At 54.6% G+C, this 21,598-nt stretch carries 16 protein-coding genes, 4 tRNA genes, 3 rRNA genes and 1 riboswitch; of the genes, 19 read left to right on the top strand and 4 right to left on the bottom strand.

Features of this window, described 5'->3' with window-relative positions:
* The first annotated feature begins 70 nt into the window (after positions 1-70).
* On the top strand, positions 71-1,444 hold the full coding sequence (argH, locus tag SP68_RS25095; protein ID WP_023340882.1) for an argininosuccinate lyase: 1,374 nt from the start codon (positions 71-73) through the stop codon (positions 1,442-1,444).
* Positions 1,445-1,703: 259 nt separating this feature from the next.
* Positions 1,704-2,621 carry a DNA-binding transcriptional regulator OxyR gene (gene oxyR / locus SP68_RS25090; RefSeq protein WP_008807853.1) on the top strand — a complete coding sequence of 306 codons (918 nt, stop codon included), beginning with the start codon at positions 1,704-1,706 and terminating at the stop codon, positions 2,619-2,621.
* Here oxyR and sthA read toward each other — a convergent pair.
* Positions 2,604-4,004: a Si-specific NAD(P)(+) transhydrogenase gene (sthA, locus tag SP68_RS25085; protein WP_008807852.1), complete on the bottom strand. Its 1,401-nt coding sequence runs from the start codon at positions 4,002-4,004 to the stop codon at positions 2,604-2,606. The genes oxyR and sthA overlap by 18 nt on opposite strands.
* A 196-nt stretch (positions 4,005-4,200) precedes the next feature.
* Between sthA and fabR the strand changes: the two genes are divergently transcribed.
* Positions 4,201-4,836 (top strand): HTH-type transcriptional repressor FabR, encoded by a 636-nt coding sequence (fabR, locus tag SP68_RS25080; RefSeq protein WP_004151856.1) that lies wholly within the window; start codon positions 4,201-4,203, stop codon positions 4,834-4,836.
* Between the two features lie 15 nt (positions 4,837-4,851).
* Positions 4,852-5,211: a YijD family membrane protein gene (locus SP68_RS25075; protein WP_004203691.1), complete on the top strand. Its 360-nt coding sequence runs from the start codon at positions 4,852-4,854 to the stop codon at positions 5,209-5,211.
* Positions 5,212-5,264: 53 nt separating this feature from the next.
* Here the strand turns inward: SP68_RS25075 and trmA are convergent, their stop codons facing one another.
* The gene (trmA, locus tag SP68_RS25070; RefSeq protein WP_004203692.1) at positions 5,265-6,365 is read right to left on the bottom strand and encodes a tRNA (uridine(54)-C5)-methyltransferase TrmA; all 1,101 of its coding nucleotides are present in this window, start codon (positions 6,363-6,365) and stop codon (positions 5,265-5,267) included.
* Positions 6,366-6,479: 114 nt separating this feature from the next.
* A riboswitch (cobalamin riboswitch) is annotated at positions 6,480-6,666 on the top strand.
* A gap of 65 nt (positions 6,667-6,731) precedes the next feature.
* On the opposite strand from trmA, the gene btuB reads away from it, so the two are divergent.
* The 9 genes from btuB to SP68_RS25025 all read left to right on the top strand — a co-directional run bounded on the left by btuB (position 6,732) and on the right by SP68_RS25025 (position 15,222).
* A complete protein-coding gene (btuB, locus tag SP68_RS25065) occupies positions 6,732-8,588 on the top strand; it encodes a TonB-dependent vitamin B12 receptor BtuB (RefSeq protein WP_040970718.1) in 1,857 nt (618 codons plus the stop codon).
* Complete coding sequence (gene murI, locus SP68_RS25060) at positions 8,533-9,384, top strand: glutamate racemase (protein WP_022065003.1); 852 nt, start codon at positions 8,533-8,535, stop codon at positions 9,382-9,384. Before btuB ends, murI begins: the two co-directional genes overlap by 56 nt.
* Before the next feature lie 396 nt (positions 9,385-9,780).
* A 16S ribosomal RNA gene (locus SP68_RS25055) occupies positions 9,781-11,320 on the top strand.
* 69 nt (positions 11,321-11,389) lie between these two features.
* A tRNA-Ile gene (locus tag SP68_RS25050) sits at positions 11,390-11,466 on the top strand.
* A gap of 36 nt (positions 11,467-11,502) precedes the next feature.
* A tRNA-Ala gene (locus tag SP68_RS25045) sits at positions 11,503-11,578 on the top strand.
* A gap of 169 nt (positions 11,579-11,747) precedes the next feature.
* Positions 11,748-14,652, top strand: a 23S ribosomal RNA gene (locus SP68_RS25040).
* 192 nt (positions 14,653-14,844) lie between these two features.
* Positions 14,845-14,960 (top strand): 5S ribosomal RNA (gene rrf / locus SP68_RS25035).
* The 16S, 23S and 5S rRNA genes sit together here with 4 tRNA genes alongside, the layout of an rRNA operon.
* 57 nt (positions 14,961-15,017) lie before the next feature.
* Positions 15,018-15,094 (top strand) — tRNA-Asp (locus SP68_RS25030).
* A gap of 52 nt (positions 15,095-15,146) precedes the next feature.
* A tRNA-Trp gene (locus SP68_RS25025) sits at positions 15,147-15,222 on the top strand.
* 101 nt (positions 15,223-15,323) lie between these two features.
* Here SP68_RS25025 and hdfR read toward each other — a convergent pair.
* On the bottom strand, positions 15,324-16,145 hold the full coding sequence (gene hdfR / locus SP68_RS25020) for an HTH-type transcriptional regulator HdfR (protein ID WP_012543255.1): 822 nt from the start codon (positions 16,143-16,145) through the stop codon (positions 15,324-15,326).
* A gap of 118 nt (positions 16,146-16,263) precedes the next feature.
* Between hdfR and SP68_RS25015 the strand changes: the two genes are divergently transcribed.
* On the top strand, positions 16,264-16,602 hold the full coding sequence (locus SP68_RS25015; RefSeq protein WP_004886877.1) for a MaoP family protein: 339 nt from the start codon (positions 16,264-16,266) through the stop codon (positions 16,600-16,602).
* A gap of 24 nt (positions 16,603-16,626) precedes the next feature.
* Here the strand turns inward: SP68_RS25015 and SP68_RS25010 are convergent, their stop codons facing one another.
* The gene (locus SP68_RS25010) at positions 16,627-18,147 is read right to left on the bottom strand and encodes a YifB family Mg chelatase-like AAA ATPase (RefSeq protein ID WP_040970727.1); all 1,521 of its coding nucleotides are present in this window, start codon (positions 18,145-18,147) and stop codon (positions 16,627-16,629) included.
* A 354-nt stretch (positions 18,148-18,501) separates the two neighbouring features.
* Between SP68_RS25010 and ilvL the strand changes: the two genes are divergently transcribed.
* The 5 genes from ilvL (at position 18,502) to SP68_RS24995 (ending at position 21,590) form a co-directional block, all read left to right on the top strand.
* Complete coding sequence (gene ilvL, locus SP68_RS27140; protein ID WP_001311244.1) at positions 18,502-18,600, top strand: ilv operon leader peptide; 99 nt, start codon at positions 18,502-18,504, stop codon at positions 18,598-18,600.
* Between the two features lie 84 nt (positions 18,601-18,684).
* On the top strand, positions 18,685-18,738 hold the full coding sequence (gene ilvX, locus SP68_RS29170) for a peptide IlvX (protein WP_201281575.1): 54 nt from the start codon (positions 18,685-18,687) through the stop codon (positions 18,736-18,738).
* Between the two features lie 2 nt (positions 18,739-18,740).
* Complete coding sequence (ilvG, locus tag SP68_RS25005; protein ID WP_008807982.1) at positions 18,741-20,387, top strand: acetolactate synthase 2 catalytic subunit; 1,647 nt, start codon at positions 18,741-18,743, stop codon at positions 20,385-20,387.
* Complete coding sequence (gene ilvM / locus SP68_RS25000) at positions 20,384-20,641, top strand: acetolactate synthase 2 small subunit (RefSeq protein WP_008807981.1); 258 nt, start codon at positions 20,384-20,386, stop codon at positions 20,639-20,641. The genes ilvG and ilvM overlap by 4 nt, the downstream gene beginning before the upstream one ends.
* 19 nt (positions 20,642-20,660) lie before the next feature.
* Positions 20,661-21,590, top strand: coding sequence for a branched-chain amino acid transaminase (locus SP68_RS24995; RefSeq protein ID WP_008807980.1), 930 nt, complete (start codon positions 20,661-20,663; stop codon positions 21,588-21,590).
* Positions 21,591-21,598 lie beyond the last annotated feature (8 nt).

Genomic DNA, 21,598 nt, shown 5'->3' with positions numbered 1-21,598 from the left:
CCGGGCTTACAGACTGTAGGCCGGGCGGCACAATGCCGCCGGCAGAACTAACGAATAAAGGAAGCATGTTATGGCACTTTGGGGCGGGCGTTTTACACAGGCAGCAGATCAACGGTTCAAACAGTTCAACGACTCGTTGCGCTTCGACTATCGTCTGGCGGAGCAGGATATCGTTGGCTCTGTCGCCTGGTCGAAAGCGCTGGTAACGGTCGGCGTTCTGAGTGCCGCTGAACAGCAGCAGCTGGAAGAAGCGCTGAACGTGCTGCTGGAAGAGGTGCGCGCCAATCCGCAGCAAATCCTCGCCAGCGATGCCGAAGATATTCACAGCTGGGTGGAAGGCAAGCTGATCGATAAAGTGGGCCAGCTGGGCAAGAAACTGCACACCGGGCGCAGCCGTAACGACCAGGTCGCCACCGATCTTAAACTGTGGTGCAAAGATACCGTTGTCGAACTGCTGTCGGCGAACCGCCAGCTGCAGAGCGCGCTGGTGGAGACCGCCCAGCATAACCAGGACGCGGTGATGCCGGGGTACACTCACCTGCAGCGCGCGCAGCCAGTGACGTTCGCACACTGGTGTCTGGCCTACGTTGAAATGCTGGCGCGTGACGAAAGCCGCCTGCAGGACGCGCTGAAGCGCCTTGACGTCAGTCCACTGGGCTGCGGCGCGCTGGCGGGGACGGCGTATGAAATCGACCGCGAGCAGCTGGCCGGCTGGCTGGGCTTTGCCTCTGCCACCCGCAACAGCCTCGACAGCGTTTCCGATCGCGACCATGTTCTGGAGCTGCTTTCCGATGCGTCTATTGGCATGGTGCATCTGTCGCGCTTTGCTGAAGATCTGATTTTCTTTAACTCCGGCGAGGCGAACTTCGTCGAGCTTTCTGATCGCGTGACCTCCGGCTCCTCGCTGATGCCGCAGAAGAAAAACCCGGACGCGCTGGAATTAATTCGTGGTAAATGCGGCCGCGTGCAGGGCGCGTTGACCGGCATGATGATGACGCTGAAAGGCCTGCCGCTGGCCTACAACAAAGACATGCAGGAAGATAAAGAGGGGCTTTTCGACGCCCTGGATACCTGGCTCGACTGTCTGCATATGGCGACCCTGGTGCTGGATGGCATCCAGGTGAAACGCCCGCGCTGTGCGGAAGCGGCGCAGCAGGGCTATGCCAACGCCACAGAACTGGCAGATTATCTGGTGGCGAAAGGCGTTCCGTTCCGTGAAGCGCACCATATTGTTGGTGAGGCGGTAGTGGAAGCCATTGCGCAAGGGAAACCGCTGGAAGCGCTGCCCCTGGCCGATCTGCAGAAATTCAGTCCGGTCATCGCAGACGATGTTTATCCGATTCTGTCTCTGCAGTCCTGCCTCGATAAACGCGCAGCGAAAGGCGGCGTTTCGCCGCAGCAGGTGGCGCAGGCTATCAGCGACGCAAAAGCGCGCCTGAGCTAATTCTCTGGCATCCGCCTCTCTGAACCCGGCCGAGCCTGATGACGCCGGGTTTTTTATGCAAAAAAAAAGCGGACACAAGGTCCGCAAAAGTTCACGTTGGCTTTAGTTGTTCGGGTAGAGAAACAGTGTGACGGGCCAATGATTTTCACAGGTATACCGTCTCTATGGGCGTATTATTGAACAGAAAGCTTGATAGGGATAATCGTTCGTTGCTATGCTATCTATCGCCATGGACTATCGTGGCGATGGAGGATGAATAATGAATATTCGCGATCTTGAATACCTGGTAGCGCTCGCCGAACACCGCCACTTCCGGCGGGCGGCTGACTCATGCCACGTGAGCCAACCGACGCTCAGCGGACAGATCCGCAAGCTCGAGGATGAACTTGGCGTCATGCTGCTGGAGCGCACCAGCCGTAAGGTTCTGTTTACCCAGGCGGGGCTGTTGCTGGTGGATCAGGCGCGTACCGTGTTACGCGAAGTAAAAGTGCTCAAGGAGATGGCAAGCCAACAAGGGGAAACCATGTCCGGGCCGTTGCATATCGGCTTGATCCCGACAATTGGCCCGTACCTGCTGCCGCAAATCATTCCGATGCTGCACCAAACTTTTCCGAAACTGGAAATGTACCTGCACGAAGCGCAGACCCATCAGTTGCTGGCCCAGCTCGACAGCGGTAAGCTCGACTGCGCCATTCTGGCGCTGGTCAAAGAGAGCGAGGCCTTTATCGAGGTGCCGCTGTTTGATGAGCCGATGATGCTGGCTATCTATGAGGATCACCCGTGGGCGAACCGCGACCGGGTGCCGATGTCGGATCTGGCTGGTGAAAAGCTGCTGATGCTGGAGGATGGCCACTGTCTGCGCGATCAGGCGATGGGCTTTTGCTTTGAAGCAGGAGCGGATGAGGATACCCACTTCCGGGCGACCAGTCTGGAAACGCTACGCAATATGGTGGCGGCAGGCAGCGGCATTACCTTGCTGCCTGCGCTGGCGGTACCGCAGGAAAGAAAACGCGATGGCGTGGTCTATCTGCCGTGCATTAAGCCAGAGCCAAGACGAACCATCGGCCTGGTTTACCGTCCCGGCTCCCCGCTGCGCAGCCGCTATGAACATCTGGCGGAGGCCATCCGCGGTACGATGGATGGCCATTTCGACAAGGCGTTAAAACAGGCGGTTTAAGCCGTTCAGCGCGGCAACCCGATACGCTTCCGCCATGGTCGGGTAGTTAAAGGTGGTGTTGACGAAGTACTCAATGGTGTTACCACCACCTTTCTGCTCCATGATCGCCTGGCCGATGTGAATGATTTCGGCTGCGCGTTCGCCAAAGCAGTGAATGCCGAGGATCTCCTTGGTCTCCCGATGGAACAGGATCTTCAGGGTTCCCACGCTCATGCCAACGATTTGCGCCCGTGCCAGGTGTTTAAACTGGGCGCGACCCACCTCATACGGCACTTTCATTGCCGTCAGCTGCTGCTCGGTTTTCCCGACGGAGCTGATTTCCGGAATGGTGTAGATCCCGGTGGGGATATCTTCAATCAGATGCGCTGAAGCTTCGCCTTTCACCAGCGCCTGGGCGGCAATGCGCCCTTGATCGTAAGCGGCAGAAGCCAGGCTTGGATAGCCGATGACATCGCCAACCGCATAAATGTGCGGGAGGGCGGTCTGGTACATGCTGTTGACCTTCAGCTGGCCGCGGCTGTCAGTCTGCAGACCGATGTTTTCCAGCGCCAGGGTGTCGGTATTGCCGGTGCGGCCATTGGCGTACAGCAGGCAATCGGCCTTCAGTTTTTTACCGGACTTCAGGTGCATGATCACGCCGTCATCCACCCCCTCAATTTTCTCATACTCCTCATTGTGGCGAATGACCACGCCGCTGTTCCAGAAGTGATAAGAGAGCGAGTCTGACATCTCCTGATCGAGGAAGGCCAGCAGACGATCGCGGGTGTTGATCAGATCGACCTTCACCTCCATGCCGCGGAAGATCGAGGCGTATTCGCAACCGATCACCCCGGCGCCGTAAATGATCACGTGGCGCGGCTCATGCTGCAGGCTGAGAATCGAATCGCTGTCATAGATGCGCGGGTGGTGGAAATCGACATCGGCCGGATGATAGGGGCGTGACCCGCAGGCGATAACGAATTTCTCCGCAGTCACCGTCTCGACCGTGCCGTCATGGCATTCCAGCGCCAGAGTATGTTCATCAACGAAGTGCGCATTGCCCTGCAGAATTTCACAGTGGTTGCGCTCATAGAATCCCTGGCGCATATGAGTCTGCTGGTTGATGACGCTGTCGGCATGGTTGAGGATGTCGGCGAAAGAAGAGCGAAGAAGGCGGGAGTGGTCGCTGTAGAGGGGGTTTTGGTTAAACTCGATAATACGGCTGACGGCATGGCGGAGGGCTTTCGACGGGATGGTGCCCCAGTGGGTGCAACCGCCGCCGACATTATGGTAGCGCTCAATGACGGCAACGCGTACTCCCTGTTTCACCAGTCCCATTGCGGCGCCTTCGCCGCCAGGACCGGAACCAATCACTATTGCATCATAATCCCAAGAGTGTGACATGGCATTACTCACCTGTTTTATACATAAAATAAACACGATGATAACATTCGCTGCGCTTTAACCCAATTATCGTTGTGCTTTTTTGCGGCATAAAAGCAGAAACGGCTCGTAAACAATCATTCACAATCCAGTGCAAACCGATTAGTTTTAATCTCTGGTATAGTGCCAGCAGGGCTATTGGAAGGATTCATACATCGTGATGGGCGTAAGAGCACAACAAAAAGAAAAAACCCGCCGTTCGCTGGTGGAAGCAGCATTCAGCCAACTTAGCGCTGAGCGGAGTTTCGCCAGCCTGAGCTTGCGCGAAGTGGCGCGGGAAGCTGGGATCGCGCCGACGTCCTTTTATCGTCATTTTCGCGATGTCGATGAGTTAGGCCTGACGATGGTCGATGAGAGCGGACTGATGCTGCGCCAGCTGATGCGTCAGGCGCGCCAGAGAATTGCTAAAGGCGGCAGCGTGATCCGTACCTCGGTCTCCACCTTTATGGAGTTTATCGGTAACAACCCGAACGCCTTCCGCTTGCTGTTGCGAGAGCGCTCGGGAACCTCTGCGGCGTTTCGCGCCGCCGTCGCGCGCGAGATCCAGCACTTTATCGCGGAACTCGCCGACTATTTAGAACTCGAAAACCATATGCCGCGCGCCTTCACCGAAGCGCAGGCTGAAGCTATGGTCACCATCGTCTTTAGCGCTGGCGCGGAAGCGCTGGATGTCGGCCCTGAACAGCGCCGGCAGCTGGAAGAACGGTTGGTGCTGCAGCTCAGAATGATCTCGAAAGGCGCGTATTACTGGTATCGCCGTGAACAAGAAAAAATGTCACATCATTCCGAATAACGTGAAGGACGAGCAATGAAACACTCAGTTCAAGATAAAGGTACGCTGCTGCTGGCGCTGATTGCCGGGTTATCCATTAATGGCGCCTTTGCGGCGCTGTTCAGTTCGATAGTTCCGTTTTCCGTCTTCCCGATTTTATCCCTGCTGCTGACGGTCTACTGTCTGCATCAGCGCTATCAGAATCGCAGTATGCCCGTTGGGCTTCCGGGCCTGGCCGCCGCCTTTTTTATTCTCGGGGTGCTGTTGTACAGCACCGTCGTGCGTGCGGAGTACCCGGATATCGGCTCTAACTTCTTCCCGGCCGTTCTGTCCGTCGCGATGGTCTTCTGGATCGGCTACAAGATGCGTAACCGCAAAAATACGGCAGCCGAGTAAGCCGCCAGTGGTGTAAAAAAACCGGCAATATGACATTGCCGGTTTTTTTGGGCCTATTTCCGGGTCAGCAGAACGCCGCATTCCATATGATGGGTGTACGGGAACTGGTCGAACAGCGCCAGCCGGGTGACGTTGTGCGTCTGGCTTAACGTCTCCAGATTGCGGCACAGAGTTTCCGGGTTGCATGAAATGTACAGAATGCGCGGATAGGCCTGCACCATTTTTTCCGTTTCGCTGTCCAGTCCGCTGCGCGGCGGATCGACGAAAATGGTCTCGCACTGATAGCTCTGCAGATCGATACCCTGCAGCCGGTTGAACTCCCGCACGCCATTCATCGCCTGAGTAAACTCTTCCGCCGCCATGCGGATAATCTGCACGTTGTCGATATGGTTAGCGGCGATGTTGTACTGCGCCGCAGCCACTGACGGTTTGGCGATTTCGGTGGCCAGCACGCGATCAAAATTACGCGCCAGCGCCAGCGAGAAGTTACCGTTGCCGCAGTACAATTCCAGCAGGTCGCCGGTCGCCCCTTTGGTGACATCCAGCGCCCACTCCAGCATCTGAATGTTCATGGCCGCGTTCGGCTGGGTAAAGCTGTTTTCCACCTGACGGTAGATCATCTCTCGCCCGCCAACTGGCAGACGTTCATCTATATAGTCCTGATCGAGCTCGATTTTGGTTTTGGTCGCCCGTCCAATCAGATGCACATTGAGTCCCTGGGCTCGCAGGGCGTCACGCAGCGCCTCCGCTTGCTCACGCCAGGCATCATCGAGTTTTTTATGATACAGCAGCGAAACGACCGCCTGGTTGCTGAGGGTGGTCAGATAGTCAATCTGGAACAGCTTATGGCGCAGCACGGGATTGTTGCGCACGCCCTCCAGCATGGCGGTCATCAGCTGATTGATAAGCGCGCTGGCGGCCGGAAAGCTGTCAACGCGAATCCGCGACCGGGTCTGCTGATCGAAAATAATATGGTACAGATCGTCGCCATCGTGCCACAGACGGAACTCGGCGCGCATCCGGTAGTGGCTGACCGGCGAACGAAACACTTCCGGAACCGGCGCGGCAAAAGGCGCCATCATGGTTTGCAAACGGACGACTTTTTCTGCCAGCTGCGCTTCGTATTGTTCGGTAGGAAGGTGTTCGGGGGTCATGATGCATCCTGAATAAAATAAGTACGCGGGGATTGTAGGGAAAGCGCCGGGGATGTCCAGCCTCGAATGTGGCGGGAAATATAATTAGCAGTCTGGACATCTATATGATTCTAATTGTAGCATTCGCCTACCGGTCCTGTGAGTTAAAAGGGAACCCAGTGGAAATCTGGGGCTGACGCGCAGCGGTAAGGAAGGTGAGAAATGAGCGCACTCGGTGCAGACACTGCGGCTAGCCGTGGGAAGTCATTATTTCTTGAAACAGCCTCCAAGCCCGAAGACCTGCCGGAATACGTCGCACTGGGTTTTATCGTCGCGAGCAACTGATAAAACCTGCGGCATCCTTTTTCTGTTTCGGATGCTTTTACAATGATTAAAAAAGCTTCGCTGATGACGGCTTTATCCGTCACGGCATTTTCCGGCTGGGCGCAGGATAGCAATTCAGATACGTTAGTGGTGACAGCAAACCGTTTTCAACAGCCGGTCAATACCGTGCTGGCGCCGACCGACATTGTGACGCGCGATGATATCGACCGCTGGCAGTCCAAAGATTTAAACGATGTCATGCGTCGTCTTCCTGGGGTCGATATTGCCCGCAACGGCGGCATGGGGCAGAGCGCTTCGCTGTATGTTCGGGGGACGGAGGCTCGTCACGTGCTGGTGCTGATCGACGGTGTGCCGATGGCGCGTCCGGGGATCTCCAATGGCGTAGATATCAGTCAGATCCCTATCTCGCTGGTCCAGCGGGTGGAATACATCCGTGGCCCGCGCTCCGCAGTCTACGGCTCCGGAGCGATCGGTGGGGTGGTGAACATTATCACTATGACCGATTCAGACCGTTCACAGGTTAACGTCGGAATGGGGAGTAACGGTTATCAGACTTATGACGGCGCCATTAATAAACGTTTTGGCGATACCGTAGTGACTGCAGCTGGTGCTTATCAGACCACAAAAGGTTTTAACGTCCAGCCGAATTCGCCGTACAGCGGCGACAGCGATCGTGATGGCTATCGTAACAAGCTTTTCCTGGGCGGTGTGCAACATAAGTTTGACGATAACTTCTCTGGTTTCTTCCGGGGCTATGGTTACACAGCCAATACTGACTACGATCAGGGCTCGTATGGCTATGTTGGCGGCAATGATGAACGACAGAATTACACGCAGTCCTGGGACACGGGTCTGCGTTACAGCTCCGGTATCTATTCCTCCCAGCTGATTGCTAACTATCAGCGCATCAAAGATTACAACTACAGCAGCGACGCTGGCCGCTATGCCGCGGGCACCACCCTGGATGATATGGAACAGCGCTATATCCAGTGGGGTAATAACATTGAGGTTGGGCACGGGGCGATTAGTGGCGGCGTCGACTGGAAGCAAGAAAAGCTCACCTCCAGTAGCACAACATTGTCTGATGCCTACAAACGCGATACCACCGGTCTTTACCTGACCGGGCAGCAGCAGATTGACAGTGTGACCCTGGAAGCATCCGGACGTGAGGATCATGACGAGCAGTTCGGATGGCACGGTACTTGGCAGACTGCGGCAGGCTGGGAGTTTATTGATGGCTACCGGGCTACGCTCTCTTACGGTACCGGATTCCTGGCGCCGTCACTGGGTCAGCAATATGGCGCGACGCGTTTTGCTTCGTTTTATGGGCCTGGCATTGCTTCCAACCCAAACCTGAAGCCGGAAGAATCTAAACAGTGGGAAGCCGGAATTGACGGGCTAACGGGGCCGCTGGATTGGCGAATCTCAGCATATCATTATGAGATTCAAAACCTGATCGACTATAAAAACAATCAATATATCAACGTGAAGTCAGCCACGATTAAAGGTCTGGAGTGGACGGGGAACGTGACGACTGGCCCGGTGGAGCATCATCTGACGTTGCAGTATGTCGATCCGCGTGATGATGATACTGGCAAGGTACTCTATCGCCGCGCGAAGCAACAAGTGAAGTATGAACTGACCGGACAGATCTACGATCTTGACTGGAACGTGATGTATCAGTACCTCGGCAAGCGTTACGATGATGACTACGACAATGGGCGCGATGTCAAAATGGGCGGTCTGAGCCTCTGGGATGTCGGTTTATCGTATCCCGTCACCTCACACCTGACAGTTCGTGGTAAAATAGCCAATCTGTTCGATAAAGATTACGAGACAGTTTATGGCTACCAATCTGCAGGACGGGAATTCACCTTGTCTGGCAGCTACACCTTCTGATCCACGTCCCACCGTGCTGGTGTTTGATTCCGGCGTCGGTGGGTTGTCGGTTTATAATGAGATTCGGCAGCTGCTGCCGAATCTGCATTACATCTATGCTTTTGATAACGTCGCTTTCCCGTACGGTGAGAAGAGCGAGGAGTTTATCGTTGAGCGCGTTGTGGAAATCGTGACTGCCGTTCAGCAACGCTATCCACTGGCGCTGGCGGTCATCGCCTGTAACACCGCCAGTACCGTCTCACTGCCTGCCCTGCGTGAAAAGTTCGCTTTCCCCGTCGTTGGCGTGGTGCCGGCGATCAAGCCCGCCGCCCGCTTAACGGCGAACGGTATTGTTGGCCTGCTGGCGACGCGCGGTACCGTTAAGCGTCCTTATACCCGTGAGCTGATTGACCGCTTTGCCAATGAATGTCGGATTGAGATGCTGGGGTCGGCGGAGCTGGTGGAGCTGGCGGAAGCGAAGCTGCATGGCGAGCCTGTGCCGTTAGAAGAGCTGCGCCGTATCCTGCGCCCGTGGCTGCGGATGCAGGAGCCGCCGGATACGGTGGTGCTGGGCTGCACCCACTTTCCTCTTTTACAGGAGGAGCTGCAGCGCGTTCTGCCGGAGGGCACGCGGCTTATCGATTCTGGCGCGGCGATTGCCCGCCGCACCGCCTGGCTGTTAGAGCATGAAGCGCCGGATGCGAAGTCCAGTGACGAGAATAAAGCATTCTGCATGGCGCTGACGGCAGAAACAGAACAACTTTTACCCGTTCTGCATCGCTATGGTTTCCCAACGCTGGAAAAATTACCGCTTTAAGGGCGTTTTGCACAAAAAAGAGACGGTTGAATAATTTTTTGAAAACAGGGCTTGTCAACGTCTCAGAACTCCCTATAATGCGCCTCCACTGACACGGAACAACGGCAAGCAAGCCGCCGGGTCAGCAGGGTTTCGGCGATGAAGTTCAACGCTGAAAACCGACAGAGAAAAGCAAAATAAGCGCTTGACTCTGCATGAGGAAAACGTATTATACGGGACCTCGCAACGGTGAGCTGAAAGCCGCGTTGCAACTGCTCTTTAACAATTTATCAGACAATCTGTGTGGGCACTCAAAGTGACATGGATTCTTAATGTCTTCGGACAAAAAATGAATACCAAGTCTCTGAGTGAACATGCGTAATTCATTACGAAGTTTAATTCACGAGCATCAAACTTAAATTGAAGAGTTTGATCATGGCTCAGATTGAACGCTGGCGGCAGGCCTAACACATGCAAGTCGAGCGGTAGCACAGAGAGCTTGCTCTCGGGTGACGAGCGGCGGACGGGTGAGTAATGTCTGGGAAACTGCCTGATGGAGGGGGATAACTACTGGAAACGGTAGCTAATACCGCATAACGTCGCAAGACCAAAGTGGGGGACCTTCGGGCCTCATGCCATCAGATGTGCCCAGATGGGATTAGCTAGTAGGTGGGGTAACGGCTCACCTAGGCGACGATCCCTAGCTGGTCTGAGAGGATGACCAGCCACACTGGAACTGAGACACGGTCCAGACTCCTACGGGAGGCAGCAGTGGGGAATATTGCACAATGGGCGCAAGCCTGATGCAGCCATGCCGCGTGTGTGAAGAAGGCCTTCGGGTTGTAAAGCACTTTCAGCGGGGAGGAAGGCGGTGAGGTTAATAACCTCACCGATTGACGTTACCCGCAGAAGAAGCACCGGCTAACTCCGTGCCAGCAGCCGCGGTAATACGGAGGGTGCAAGCGTTAATCGGAATTACTGGGCGTAAAGCGCACGCAGGCGGTCTGTCAAGTCGGATGTGAAATCCCCGGGCTCAACCTGGGAACTGCATTCGAAACTGGCAGGCTAGAGTCTTGTAGAGGGGGGTAGAATTCCAGGTGTAGCGGTGAAATGCGTAGAGATCTGGAGGAATACCGGTGGCGAAGGCGGCCCCCTGGACAAAGACTGACGCTCAGGTGCGAAAGCGTGGGGAGCAAACAGGATTAGATACCCTGGTAGTCCACGCTGTAAACGATGTCGATTTGGAGGTTGTGCCCTTGAGGCGTGGCTTCCGGAGCTAACGCGTTAAATCGACCGCCTGGGGAGTACGGCCGCAAGGTTAAAACTCAAATGAATTGACGGGGGCCCGCACAAGCGGTGGAGCATGTGGTTTAATTCGATGCAACGCGAAGAACCTTACCTGGTCTTGACATCCACAGAACTTTCCAGAGATGGATTGGTGCCTTCGGGAACTGTGAGACAGGTGCTGCATGGCTGTCGTCAGCTCGTGTTGTGAAATGTTGGGTTAAGTCCCGCAACGAGCGCAACCCTTATCCTTTGTTGCCAGCGGTTAGGCCGGGAACTCAAAGGAGACTGCCAGTGATAAACTGGAGGAAGGTGGGGATGACGTCAAGTCATCATGGCCCTTACGACCAGGGCTACACACGTGCTACAATGGCATATACAAAGAGAAGCGACCTCGCGAGAGCAAGCGGACCTCATAAAGTATGTCGTAGTCCGGATTGGAGTCTGCAACTCGACTCCATGAAGTCGGAATCGCTAGTAATCGTAGATCAGAATGCTACGGTGAATACGTTCCCGGGCCTTGTACACACCGCCCGTCACACCATGGGAGTGGGTTGCAAAAGAAGTAGGTAGCTTAACCTTCGGGAGGGCGCTTACCACTTTGTGATTCATGACTGGGGTGAAGTCGTAACAAGGTAACCGTAGGGGAACCTGCGGTTGGATCACCTCCTTACCTTAAAGAACCTGCCTTTGTAGTGTCCACACAGATTGTCTGATGAAAAACAGCAGTAAAAACCTCTACAGGCTTGTAGCTCAGGTGGTTAGAGCGCACCCCTGATAAGGGTGAGGTCGGTGGTTCAAGTCCACTCAGGCCTACCAAATTTGCGAAGCAAATTTGAAGAGGTTGCAAACGATGGGGCTATAGCTCAGCTGGGAGAGCGCCTGCTTTGCACGCAGGAGGTCTGCGGTTCGATCCCGCATAGCTCCACCATCTTTACTGCAAACACAAGAAAACTTCAGAGTGAACCTGAAAAGGTGCACTGCGAAGTTTTGCTCTTTAAAAATCTGGATCAAGCTGAAAATTGAAACGACACACAGCTAATGTGTGTTCGAGTCTCTCAAATTTTCGCAATCAGAAGTGAAACATCTTCGGGTTGTGAGGTTAAGCGACTAAGCGTACACGGTGGATGCCCTGGCAGTCAGAGGCGATGAAGGACGTGCTAATCTGCGAAAAGCGTCGGTAAGGTGATATGAACCGTTATAACCGGCGATGTCCGAATGGGGAAACCCAGTGTGATTCGTCACACTATCGTTAACTGAATACATAGGTTAACGAGGCGAACCGGGGGAACTGAAACATCTAAGTACCCCGAGGAAAAGAAATCAACCGAGATTCCCCCAGTAGCGGCGAGCGAACGGGGAGCAGCCCAGAGTCTGAATCAGCTTGTGTGTTAGTGGAACGGTCTGGAAAGTCCGACGGTACAGGGTGATAGTCCCGTACACCAAAATGCACAGGTTGTGAACTCGAAGAGTAGGGCGGGACACGTGGTATCCTGTCTGAATATGGGGGGACCATCCTCCAAGGCTAAATACTCCTGACTGACCGATAGTGAACCAGTACCGTGAGGGAAAGGCGAAAAGAACCCCGGCGAGGGGAGTGAAAAAGAACCTGAAACCGTGTACGTACAAGCAGTGGGAGCACCTTTATGGTGTGACTGCGTACCTTTTGTATAATGGGTCAGCGACTTATATTCTGTAGCAAGGTTAACCGTATAGGGGAGCCGCAGGGAAACCGAGTCTTAACTGGGCGTTAAGTTGCAGGGTATAGACCCGAAACCCGGTGATCTAGCCATGGGCAGGTTGAAGGTTGGGTAACACTAACTGGAGGACCGAACCGACTAATGTTGAAAAATTAGCGGATGACTTGTGGCTGGGGGTGAAAGGCCAATCAAACCGGGAGATAGCTGGTTCTCCCCGAAAGCTATTTAGGTAGCGCCTCGTGAACTCATCTTCGGGGGTAGAGCACTGTTTCGGCTAGGGGGTCATCCCGACTTACCAACCCGATGCAAACTACGAATACCGAAGAATGTTATCACGGGAGACACACGGCGGGTGCTAACGTCCGTCGTGAAGAGGGAAACAACCCAGACCGCCAGCTAAGGTCCCAAAGTCATGGTTAAGTGGGAAACGATGTGGGAAGGCACAGACAGCCAGGATGTTGGCTTAGAAGCAGCCATCATTTAAAGAAAGCGTAATAGCTCACTGGTCGAGTCGGCCTGCGCGGAAGATGTAACGGGGCTAAACCATGCACCGAAGCTGCGGCAGCGACACTATGTGTTGTTGGGTAGGGGAGCGTTCTGTAAGCCTGCGAAGGTGGCCTGTGAGGGTTGCTGGAGGTATCAGAAGTGCGAATGCTGACATAAGTAACGATAAAGCGGGTGAAAAGCCCGCTCGCCGGAAGACCAAGGGTTCCTGTCCAACGTTAATCGGGGCAGGGTGAGTCGACCCCTAAGGCGAGGCCGAAAGGCGTAGTCGATGGGAAACAGGTTAATATTCCTGTACTTGGTGTTACTGCGAAGGGGGGACGGAGAAGGCTATGTTAGCCGGGCGACGGTTGTCCCGGTTTAAGCATGTAGGCGGAGGTTCCAGGTAAATCCGGTACCTTTTAACGCTGAGGTGTGATGACGAGGCACTACGGTGCTGAAGTAACAAATGCCCTGCTTCCAGGAAAAGCCTCTAAGCATCAGGTAACATTGAATCGTACCCCAAACCGACACAGGTGGTCAGGTAGAGAATACCAAGGCGCTTGAGAGAACTCGGGTGAAGGAACTAGGCAAAATGGTGCCGTAACTTCGGGAGAAGGCACGCTGGTGTGTAGGTGAAGTCCCTGCGGATGGAGCTGAGACCAGTCGAAGATACCAGCTGGCTGCAACTGTTTATTAAAAACACAGCACTGTGCAAACACGAAAGTGGACGTATACGGTGTGACGCCTGCCCGGTGCCGGAAGGTTAATTGATGGGGTTATCCGTAAGGAGAAGCTCTTGATCGAAGCCCCGGTAAACGGCGGCCGTAACTATAACGGTCCTAAGGTAGCGAAATTCCTTGTCGGGTAAGTTCCGACCTGCACGAATGGCGTAATGATGGCCAGGCTGTCTCCACCCGAGACTCAGTGAAATTGAACTCGCTGTGAAGATGCAGTGTACCCGCGGCAAGACGGAAAGACCCCGTGAACCTTTACTATAGCTTGACACTGAACATTGAGCCTTGATGTGTAGGATAGGTGGGAGGCTTTGAAGCGTGGACGCCAGTCTGCGTGGAGCCAACCTTGAAATACCACCCTTTAATGTTTGATGTTCTAACGTAGGCCCCTTATCGGGGTTGCGGACAGTGTCTGGTGGGTAGTTTGACTGGGGCGGTCTCCTCCCAAAGAGTAACGGAGGAGCACGAAGGTTAGCTAATCCTGGTCGGACATCAGGAGGTTAGTGCAATGGCATAAGCTAGCTTGACTGCGAGCGTGACGGCGCGAGCAGGTGCGAAAGCAGGTCATAGTGATCCGGTGGTTCTGAATGGAAGGGCCATCGCTCAACGGATAAAAGGTACTCCGGGGATAACAGGCTGATACCGCCCAAGAGTTCATATCGACGGCGGTGTTTGGCACCTCGATGTCGGCTCATCACATCCTGGGGCTGAAGTAGGTCCCAAGGGTATGGCTGTTCGCCATTTAAAGTGGTACGCGAGCTGGGTTTAGAACGTCGTGAGACAGTTCGGTCCCTATCTGCCGTGGGCGCTGGAGAATTGAGGGGGGCTGCTCCTAGTACGAGAGGACCGGAGTGGACGCATCACTGGTGTTCGGGTTGTCATGCCAATGGCACTGCCCGGTAGCTAAATGCGGAAGAGATAAGTGCTGAAAGCATCTAAGCACGAAACTTGCCCCGAGATGAGTTCTCCCTGAGACTTTAAGTCTCCTGAAGGAACGTTAAAGACGATGACGTTGATAGGCCGGGTGTGTAAGCGCAGCGATGCGTTGAGCTAACCGGTACTAATGAACCGTGAGGCTTAACCTTACAACGCCGAAGATGTTTTGGCGGATTTGAGAGAAGATTTTCAGCTCTGATTCAGAGTCCGAAGGATTTTGCGCTGAGACAAGGCGGCAAACGAGGCGATGGAAGGAGCATACATAAGTATGTGACTGACACTCGCGAGAGCAGCCAACGCAGTATGAGCGCAAAAGACACAGGACGAGCACAAAGAATTTGCCTGGCGGCACTAGCGCGGTGGTCCCACCTGACCCCATGCCGAACTCAGAAGTGAAACGCCGTAGCGCCGATGGTAGTGTGGGGTCTCCCCATGTGAGAGTAGGGAACTGCCAGGCATCAAATTGCAGTAAGCCGGGGTGACAACCGGTGGTAATAAAGCGAAGAAATTCGGTGGAGCGGTAGTTCAGTCGGTTAGAATACCTGCCTGTCACGCAGGGGGTCGCGGGTTCGAGTCCCGTCCGTTCCGCCACTTATTAAAATTAAGCCTGCTATATTAGCGGGCTTAATAGCGAGAAAGATTTAGGGGCGTAGCTCAGTTGGTAGAGCACCGGTCTCCAAAACCGGGTGTCGCGAGTTCGAGTCTCTCCGCCCCTGCCATATATAATCCTTTGCTTAGGCAAAGGATTTTTTTTGCTTGTAATTTTTCCATTCCTCTCTCTTCCTTGCTTTCTGAGCACTCCATCCATGGAGTCAGATCTTTATTCCAGTATGCTGCTTTTCAGGATCTCGCGAATATGCGCTTGTTTATCACTATTTTGTAGCCAAATGGCATACAGAGGACGTGAGAGCGTTACGCTATCGGTCACCGTATGCAGACCACTTTTCTGCTGCGCCCAACTGACGGGTAACCAGGTACAGCCATTCAAGGTACTGAGTTGCTGATAAGCCAGTTCTGCGGAGCTCGTCGTTAACAGTGGCACATCATCGCTACCAATCAGCCCCACTTCGTTTTGCTGGAAATCCGGCCCCCATTCCAGACGCAGGTAGTTCAAATCATTCTTATTTTTCCCTGGGGCGGCACAATAGAGCGCCAGGGTGAAATTACCCAGCAACTGGCAGCTTAATTCATCCATCTTCGGTGATTCAGTTGTGATCAGGAGATCGAGCTGGCGTTCATGCAACTGTTTAACTAATGACTGACGTTGGGCGATCCGCGCCTCGAATTGCAGGTTATAGGGATCTTTGTAGAGAGTCCCCAGCCAGCCGTTCAGTAGACATTCCCACAGCGACGCGCTGGCCCCGATGGAGAATTCGTTATGTCGCGAAGAGTGAGCGACCTCCTTGCGCGCGGCCTGCCAGGTGTTCATCAACGTTTCGGCGTAGGGCAGGAGCTTTTCTCCGGCGGTCGTCAGACGAATGTTATTACGATGGCGGGTGAACAGGTTCACACCAAGTTGATTCTCCAGCTGACGAATACGAAAGCTGACCGCTGACTGCGTCAGGTAAAGTGCCTCTGCTGCCCGCCCAAAGTGACGAGTTCTGCTCACTTCCAGGAAAGTCTTGAGCAATTCCGTATCCACACCGTTCTCCACAAAATTATTTGTCGTCATGATTTAAATGTTTTGTTTGACGCTCTGTCAAGCGTAACTAATACTCCGCGCCATAAATAGCTCGGCCAAAGAATCAGGAGCGTGTAGGATGGCGGAAAGCTTTACGACGACTAATCGTTTTTTCGACAATAAAAATTATCCACGCGGGTTCTCCCGTCATGGTGATTTCACCATCAAAGAGGCGCAACTGCTGGAACGTCATGGTTATGCCTTTAACGAACTGGAACTGGGTAAACGCGAACCTGTTACCGATGATGAAAAACAATTTGTCTCGGTGTGCCGTGGTGAACGTGAGCCGGTAACGGAAGCAGAACGCGTATGGATTAAGTATATGGCACGCATTAAGCGGCCGAAGCGTTTCCATACTCTTTCCGGCGGCAAACCGCAGATGGAAGGCGCTGACGATTACACCGAAAGCGATGACTAAGAAAAAAGGGCGTAAGCCCTTTTTTTACGCCATCATTTTCTGCAGATGGTTTAGCATCCGGTCTATTGCCCGATAGCTGAGCGCCTCCTGCAAATGGCGGCGTTCAATCTCTTCAGCTTCTGCCAGATCGGCAATGGTTCTTGCCACCTTTAACAGACGCTGCCAGGCCCGTATAGAAAGCCCCAGCTGCGTTAACGTCTGTTCCAGCCAAAGCGCATCCTCCTGGCGCAAGTGACAGCAGCTCTTCATTTCACGATTCTCAAGATGCGCATTCAGCTTATTTTGCCTGAGCATTTGACGTTCACGTGCCGCCAGCACACGCTGACGGACCGTCGCACTCGATTCTTCGCCCTGCGTGCCCTGGCTCAGTATCCCCGGCGGCGGGAGCGGGATCTCTAAAGAAAGATCGAAGCGGTCGAGAAAAGGGCCGGACAGGCGCCCAAGGTAGCGCAATGTCTGCTCAGGCGACGCGCGATTATGTTTGCCCTGATAATGCCCGGTAGGGCTTGGGTTCATTGCCGCGATAAGCTGAAAACGCGCCGGATAGTCAATCTTGGCGCGCGATCGTGATATGTGGATCTTGCCTGACTCAATGGGTTCACGCAGCGCGTCCAGCACCCGTCGTTCAAACTCTGGCAGTTCATCAAGAAACAGCACGCCATCATGGGCCAGTGAAATCTCGCCGGGGACAGGTATTGAGCCTCCGCCTACCATCGCTGCCAGCGAGGCGCTATGGTGAGGGGCGCGAAACGGCCTCTGACGCCACCGGGTCTTCGCAGTCTGGAGGTTGACCAGACTTTGAATGGCCGTGCTCTCCAGCGCTTCCTGGTTGCTTAATGGCGGCAAAAGGCCGGGGAGCCGGCAGGCAAGCATTGTTTTGCCGGTACCGGGCGGGCCAATCAGCAGCAGGTTGTGGCCACCGGCCGCCACAATCTCCAGCGCTCGCTTGCCTTGTTGTTGGCCGATAACATCACGTAGATCTTCACAGCGTTCATCAACGGCGGGCACGTCGGCGAGAGGCGGCGAGAGCGATGCTTGCCCTGCGAGAAACGCGCACACCTGTTGCAGATGGTCGGCGACCAGGCAATCGCTGCCGCCGATCAGACCCACCTCAGCCGCATTGTCAGAGGAGACGACAATGCGCCGGCCGGCTTTGATGGCTTCCATTGCGCAGGGGATCGCCCCTGGAACGCCGCGTAAGCCGCCTGTAAGGGCGAGTTCGCCCACAAACTCATATTGATTCAATCGGGTAGTGTTGAGCTGCTCTGAGGCGACGAGAAGCGCGAGAGCGATGGGAAGGTCATATCGCCCGCCCTCTTTGGGCAGATCCGCGGGTGCCAGGTTAATGGTTATTTTCTTCGCAGGGAAAGCGTAGCCGCTGTTGATCAAGGCGCTGCGTACCCGGTCGCGGGCCTCTTTCACGGTGGTCTCCGGTAGCCCGACCATGGTCAAGCCAGGCAGACCGCTGCTGAGATGAACCTCGATAGTAATCAATGGCGCTTCGATACCGAGCGCCGCGCGTGTGTAAACGATGGCGAGCGACATAAAACCTCCTGGACAGAGAAGGATTATGACGAGCCTGCCGTGAAACGGCAGCGGCAATAACACGAAGTTAGAAGCATAAATCCATTATTTTCACGCCATCTCGTTACATTTAGCCGAAAATGGAAGCGTGATCGAAAAAGGTGGTGCATCCGAAACAGAGATGGGCGCTGAGCGTACAGCGTGAAAGAAAACTGAATTTTTTTCATTTCTGATTTTCTTCATATAAAACAATTATTTTTCCTGAAACTGTTAGGCTGCTCAGAAACCAGGATATAAAAAAATCTTGTGTTTTATGTGATGTCTGTGGTACCTCTTTAGGTATTCCTTCGAACAAGAAGCCAGAAAGTACAGAAAATGACAGCCCTTCTACGAGTGATTAGCCTGGTCGTGATTAGCGTGGTGGTGATTATTATCCCACCGTGCGGGGCTGCACTTGGACGAGGAAAGGCTTAAGAATCAAGCCTTAACGAACTAAGACCCCCGCACCGAAAGGTCCGGGGGTTTTTTTATAACTGAAATAACCTAAGCGAGGAGCAGATGATGACTTTTAGCATAAAATTCTGTTTCTCCCGATTTATGACGGGGAACTAACTATGAATGGCGCGCAGTGGGTGGTACATGCTTTGCGGACACAGGGAGTCGACACAGTTTTTGGCTATCCGGGTGGCGCAATTATGCCGGTTTACGATGCACTGTATGACGGCGGCGTGGAGCACCTGCTGTGTCGGCATGAGCAAGGGGCAGCCATGGCGGCTATTGGTTATGCGCGAGCAACCGGGAAAACCGGGGTGTGCATAGCGACGTCCGGCCCGGGCGCGACCAACCTGATCACTGGCCTGGCGGACGCCCTGCTTGATTCCATTCCCATTGTCGCTATCACCGGCCAGGTGGCCGCTCCCTTCATCGGCACGGATGCGTTCCAGGAAGTAGACGTTCTTGGTTTGTCACTGGCCTGTACTAAGCACAGTTTCCTCGTGCAGTCTCTGGATGAGCTGCCGCGGGTTATCGCTGAAGCTTTCCAGGTGGCAAACTCAGGCCGTCCGGGCCCGGTGCTGGTTGATATCCCTAAGGATATTCAGATGGCCCAGGGCGAGCTTGATCCTCATTTCTCTACCGTCGACGATGAGATGGCGTTCCCGCAGGCGGAGGTTGCTCAGGCTCTGCAGATGCTGGCTCAGTCACAGAAGCCGATGCTGTATGTTGGCGGCGGGGTAGGTATGGCGCAGGCGGTACCGGCTTTGCGTGAATTCCTGGCGGTAACCCGAATGCCGGCAACCTGCACGCTGAAAGGGCTGGGCGTGGTGGCCGCAGATTATCCGTATTATCTCGGTATGCTGGGCATGCACGGCACTAAGGCGGCCAACCTGGCGGTACAGGAGTGCGATCTGCTGATCGCTGTCGGCGCGCGCTTTGACGATCGTGTGACCGGTAAGCTCAATACCTTCGCTCCGCATGCCAAAGTGATCCACATGGACATCGATCCGGCGGAGCTGAACAAGCTGCGTCAGGCGCACATCGGTCTGACCGGCGATCTGAACCGCTTGCTGCCGGCGCTGCAGCAGCCGTTAGCTATCGATGCCTGGCGCGAGCATAATGCCGCACTGCGCACCGAGCACGCCTGGCGTTACGATCATCCCGGCGAGGCGATCTACGCGCCGCTGCTGCTGAAGCAGCTTTCCGACCGTAAGCCGGCGGATAGCGTCGTGACAACCGACGTTGGCCAGCACCAGATGTGGTCGGCTCAACATATGACCTATACCCGCCCGGAAAACTTTATCACCTCCAGCGGCTTAGGCACGATGGGCTTTGGCCTGCCAGCCGCCGTTGGTGCCCAGGTGGCGCGCCCGGACGATACGGTGATCTGTATCTCCGGTGACGGTTCCTTCATGATGAACGTGCAGGAGCTGGGCACCGTCAAGCGCAAACAATTACCGTTAAAGATCGTGTTACTCGACAACCAGCGGTTAGGGATGGTTCGACAATGGCAGCAGCTGTTTTTCCAGGAACGTTATAGCGAAACCACTCTGACTGATAACCCTGATTTCCTCACGCTGGCCAGCGCCTTCGGTATTCCTGGCCAACACATCACCCGTAAAGACCAGGTTGAAGCGGCACTCGACACCATGCTTTCGAGCCAGGGGCCATACCTGCTTCATGTCTCAATCGACGAACTTGAGAATGTCTGGCCGTTGGTGCCGCCCGGCGCCAGTAATGCAGAAATGCTGGAGAAATTATCATGAAGCAACATCAGGTCGCTTTGCAGGCGCGTTTCAATCCGGAAACCTTAGAGCGCGTGCTGCGCGTGGTCCGCCACCGTGGTTTTCAAATCTGCGCAATGAATATGGAAACCGCGTCGGATGCGCAAAATATAAATATCGAATTGACCGTTGCCAGCCCGCGGCCCGTCGAATTACTGTTTAGTCAATTAAGTAAACTGGTCGACGTCGCCTGCGTCGAGATCCAGCAACCCACATCACAACAAATCCGCGCCTGAGCGCAGAGGAATAAAAAAAATGACGACGAAGAAAGCTGATTACATTTGGTTCAATGGCGAGATGACCCCATGGGGCGAGGCGAAAGTGCACGTCATGTCCCATGCGTTGCACTACGGGACTTCGGTATTCGAAGGCATCCGCTGCTACGACTCGCACAAGGGCCCGGTGGTGTTCCGTCATCGCGAACATATGCAGCGTCTGCATGACTCAGCCAAAATTTATCGTTTCCCGGTCTCGCAGAGCGTTGATGAGCTGATGGAAGCCTGCCGCGAAGTTATCCGTACCAATAAACTGACCAGCGCTTATATCCGTCCGCTGGTGTTTGTTGGCGATGTTGGCATGGGCGTTAACCCGCCGGACGGTTACAAAACCGACGTTATCATCGCGGCGTTCCCGTGGGGTGCATACCTTGGCGCAGAAGCGCTGGAGCAGGGGATCGATGCGATGGTTTCTTCCTGGAACCGCGCGGCGCCTAACACCATCCCAACCGCAGCGAAAGCGGGCGGCAACTATCTCTCCTCTCTGCTGGTCGGCAGCGAAGCGCGTCGTCACGGTTATCAGGAAGGTATCGCGCTGGACGTTAACGGCTATATCTCCGAAGGCGCAGGCGAAAACCTGTTTGAGGTGAAAGATGGCGTGCTGTTTACTCCGCCGTTTACCTCTTCCGCGCTGCCGGGTATCACCCGCGACGCCATCATCAAGCTGGCGAAAGATCTCGGTATCGAAGTCCGCGAGCAGGTGCTGTCCCGCGAATCTCTGTACCTGGCGGATGAAGTGTTCATGTCCGGTACCGCTGCGGAAATCACGCCGGTACGCAGCGTTGACGGTATCCAGGTCGGCGCAGGCCGCCGCGGTCCGGTGACCAAACGCATTCAGGAAGCCTTCTTTGGCCTCTTCACCGGTGAAACAGAAGATAAATGGGGCTGGTTGGATCCGGTAAGTAAGTAATTAAAAAT

This window comes from Klebsiella variicola (genome assembly GCF_000828055.2).
GTDB classification, from domain to species: domain Bacteria; phylum Pseudomonadota; class Gammaproteobacteria; order Enterobacterales; family Enterobacteriaceae; genus Klebsiella; species Klebsiella variicola.
This window is presented reverse-complemented; position numbering and strand designations above follow the sequence as displayed.